The organism is Streptomyces sp. URMC 127, assembly GCF_051386535.1.
GTDB lineage: Bacteria > Actinomycetota > Actinomycetes > Streptomycetales > Streptomycetaceae > Streptomyces.
This window is the reverse complement of sequence record NZ_JBPQTW010000354.1, coordinates 1-3963: the sequence shown is the minus strand read 5'-3', so window position 1 is coordinate 3963 and position 3963 is coordinate 1. Positions and strand designations below refer to the sequence as shown.

The window sequence follows — 3963 nt, the reverse complement described above, 5'->3', positions numbered from 1 at the left end:
GCCCCGAATACCTCGACACCGCCGCCGACGAGACGGGCACTCAGCAGGCGCCCCGCCTCGGCGAGGTGCCGCAGCAGCAGCCGGGCACGTGGGACGCCCAGCCGCAGCCGCCGGCCGCGGCCCCGTTCGTGCCGTCCCAGGCGGCGGCTCCGGCTCCGGCCCCGGCGCCGGGTGACGTGCCGTCAGCCGCCCCGGAGCAGCCCGCCGGGCACCCGGTGGCCCCCGAGGCCCCCGCCGCGCCGTCGACCGGGCTCTCCGCCATCGACGCGGTGGTCGCCGCGGCGACCGGTCAGGTCCACGTGCCGGCGCCGGCGGCTCCCGAGGGGGCTGTTGCGGCCCCGGAGACCGCCGCGGCTCCGGCTGAGGAGGTCCCGCAGGCGGAGCCGGCAGTAGACGCGGCTGTCGTCGCGGAGGTGGCTCCTCAGGCGGAGCAGCCTGCTGACGCGGCTGTTGAGGTGCCGGTTGCTGCTGCGCAAGCCGAGCAGCCTGCCGCCCCTGTTGCCGAGGTCCCGGCTGTTGCCCCGGAGGCCGAGGAGGCCGCAGAGGCGGCCGCGGTTGCCGAAACGGCTCCGCAGGTAGAGCAGTCGGCCGACGCGGCTGCTGAGGTGACGATTGCCGCTCCGCAGACTGCGGACACCGCCGTAGGGGCTGCTGACGCCGTCGAGATGCCGGTTGCCGCGCCGCAGGTGGAGCAGGCCGCGGAGGTCGCTGCCGTTGCGGAGACGGTTCCGCAGGACCAGCAGCCTGCCGACGCCGCTGCTGAAGTCCCGGCCGTTGCCCCGCAGACGGAGCAGCCCGCCACTCCCGTTGCTGAGGTCCCGGCTGCTGCCCCGCAGGCCGAGCAGGCCGCGGGCGTCGCTGCCGCTCCGGAAGCTGAGCAGACCACCGATGCGGCAGCCGTCGCCGAACGGGCTTCGCAGGCCGAGCAGCCCGCCGAAGCCTCCGTCCCGCAGGTCGTGGACGCCGTCCCCGCTGCCGATGCCCCGGTCGAGCAGCCCGGTGCAGCCGAGCCGCAGCTCGCCGATGCTCCGGCCCCGCAGGCCGTGGACGCTGTCCCTGCTGCCGAGGCCCTGGTCGAGCAGCCCGGCGCAGCTGACCCGCAGTCCGCCGATGCCCCGGCCCCGCAGGCCGTGGACGCTGTCCCCGCTGCCGAGGCCCCGGTCGAGCAGCCTGGCGCAGCCGAGCCGCAGTCCGCCGAAGCCTCCGTCCCGCAGGTCGCGGACACCGCCCCCGCTGCCGAGGCCCCGGCCGAACAGCCCGCCGCAGCCGACCCGCAGTCCGCCGATGCCCCGGCCGCACAGGCCGTGGACGCTGTCCCCGCTGCCGAGGTCCCGGCTGAGCAGCCCGGCGCAGTTGACCCGCAGCCTGCCGATGCCCCGGCCCCGCAGGCCGTGGACGCTGTCCCCGCTGCCGAGGTCCCGGCTGAGCAGCCCGGCGCAGTTGACCCGCAGCCTGCCGACGTCCCGGCCCCGCAGGCCGTGGACGCCGCCTCCGCTGCCGAGGCCCCGGTCGAGCAGCCCGGCGCAGCTGACCCGCAGCCTGCCGATACCCCGGCCCCGCAGGTCGCGGACGCCGCACCCGCCGCCGAGGCCCCGGCTGAGCAGCCCGGCGCAGCCGATCCGCAGTCCGTCGATGCCCCGGCCCCGCAGGTCGCGGGCACCGTCCCCGCCGCCGAGGCCCAGGCCGAACAGCCCGGCGCAGCCGACCCGCAGCCCGGCGCAACCGAGCCGCAGCCCGGCGCAGCCGACCCGCAGGCCGCCGATGCCCCGGCAGTCGCTCAGGAAGCCCCCACCGCAGAGGTACCGTCGCCCCAGCAGGACGTCGTTGCCGACGCGCCCGCCGACACCCTGTCCGCCCCGCACGCCCCCGTCGGCGTACCGCAGCCCGAGCAGGCCACCATCTCCGAACCACAGGCACCCGAGACCGAGGCCGCAGCGCAGCCCCAGGCGGTGCAGCCCGAGCAGGCCGCGGCCGGCACCGAGGCCCGGCCCGCCGCCGAAGTCCGCATCCCCGCCCCCCAGCAGGCCCCGGACGAGCCGGCCGAAGCCGAGGCCGCCGTGGCAGCCGAGGCCGAGCCCGTCGCCGTCCCCGCGCCCCGCGCAGCGGAACCCGTAGCCGAGCCCGCCGCAGGGGAAGCCGCCCCCGCCGAGGAAGTCACCCCCGAGGAACAGCCCGCCGCGCCCGTCACCCCCGCGGCCACCGGCTACGGCGACGCCGAGCGCGAGGCCGTGCACCGCGTGATCCGTGAGCGGCGCGACATCCGCAACGGGTTCCGCTCCGACCCCATCCCGCACGAGGTGCTCCTGCGCGTCCTGGAGGCGGCGCACACCGCCCCCAGCGTCGGGCACTCCCAGCCCTGGGACTTCGTGGTCATCCGCTCGGCGGAGACCCGCCAGGCCATGCACGAGCTCGCCCAGCGCCAGCGCGACGCGTACGCGAAGTCGCTGCCCAAGGGCCGGGCCAAGCAGTTCAAGGAAATGAAGATCGAGGCGATCCTCGAGACGCCCGTCAACATCGTCGTCACCGCCGACCCCACCCGCGGCGGCCGCCACACCCTCGGCCGGCACACCCAGCCGCAGATGGCCCCGTACTCGTCGGCCCTCGCCGTCGAGAACCTGTGGCTCGCCGCCCGCGCCGAGGGCCTCGGCGTCGGCTGGGTCAGCTTCTTCGACGAGCGCGAGATGGTCCGTACGCTCGGCCTGCCCGAGCACCTGGAGGTCGTGGCGTACCTCTGCGTCGGCTACGTCGACGAGTTCCCGGACGAGCCCGAGCTGATGCAGGCCGGCTGGTCCAAGCGCCGCCCGCTGTCGTGGGTCGTGCACGAGGAGGAGTACGGGCGCCGCGCGCTGCCCGGCGAGGACCCGCACGACCTGCTCGCCGAGACCCTCCGCGGCATCCGCCCGCTGGACGCCAAGGCGCTCGGCGAGGCCTGGGAGCGCCAGAAGCGCATGACCAAGCCGTCCGGCGCGCTCGGCATGCTGGAGATCATCTCCGCCCAGCTGTGCGGCCTCTCGCGCAAGTGCCCCCCGCCCATCCCGGAGCCGGCCGCCGTCGCGATCTTCGCGGGCGACCACGGCGTGCACGCCCAGGGCGTCACCGCGTGGCCGCAGGAGGTCACCTCGCAGATGGTCGCCAACTTCCTGGGCGGCGGAGCCGTGTGCAACGCCTTCGCCAACCAGGTCGGCGCCGAGGTCTGCGTCGTGGACGTCGGCGTCGCGGGCGAGCTGCCCAGCACCCCCGGTCTCCTGCCGCGCAAGGTCCGGCCCGGCACCGCCGACATCACCGCCGGCCCCGCCATGACCCGCGAGGAGGCGATGCGCGCCCTGGAGGTGGGCATCGAGACCGCCCGCGACCTGGTCGCCGCCGGCAACAAGGCGCTCCTGACCGGCGAGATGGGCATCGCCAACACCACCGTGTCGGCCGCCCTCATCTCGGTCTACACCGAGGCCGACCCGGCCGAGATCACCGGCCGCGGCACCGGCATCAACGACGAGATGCACGCCCGCAAGATCGACGTGGTCCGGCGCGCCCTCGAACTGCACCGGCCCGACCCGAAGGACCCCATCGGCGTCCTCGCCGCGGTCGGCGGCCTGGAGCACGCGGCCCTCGTCGGCCTGATCCTCGGCGGCGCGTCCCTGCGCACGCCGGTGATCCTCGACGGCGTGAGCGCCGGAGCCGCGGCCCTCGTGGCCCGCGCCATCGCCCCCGAGGCGCTCGCGGCCTGCATCGCGGGCCACCGCAGCGCCGAGCCCGGGCACGTCGCGGCGCTGACCAAGCTCGGCCTGCGCCCCCTGGTCGACCTGGACCTCCGCCTCGGCGAGGGCACGGGCTCGCTGCTCGCCCTGCCGATCGTCCAGAGCGCGGCCCGTGCCATGCACGAGGTGGCGACGTTCGACACGGCGGGCGTCACCGAGAAGGCCTGACGCCCGGCGGGCCGCCCCCACGCGCCTCCGGCGCGTGGGG

The 3963-nt window shown here is 76.7% G+C and carries 1 protein-coding gene; it reads left to right on the top strand.

Annotation, left to right across the window (positions count from 1 at the left end):
- Positions 1-665 precede the first annotated feature (665 nt).
- Entirely contained in the window at positions 666-3923 is a 3258-nt protein-coding gene (gene cobT / locus ACSNOH_RS33760; protein ID WP_436725264.1) for a nicotinate-nucleotide--dimethylbenzimidazole phosphoribosyltransferase, read from the top strand.
- Positions 3924-3963: the final 40 nt, after the last annotated feature.

Bases quoted from the DNA above. Each gene is read 5' to 3' on its own strand.
- cobT (WP_436725264.1), top strand. From the start codon at position 666: ATGCCGGTTGCCGCGCCGCAGGTGGAGCAGGCCGCGGAGGTCGCTGCC.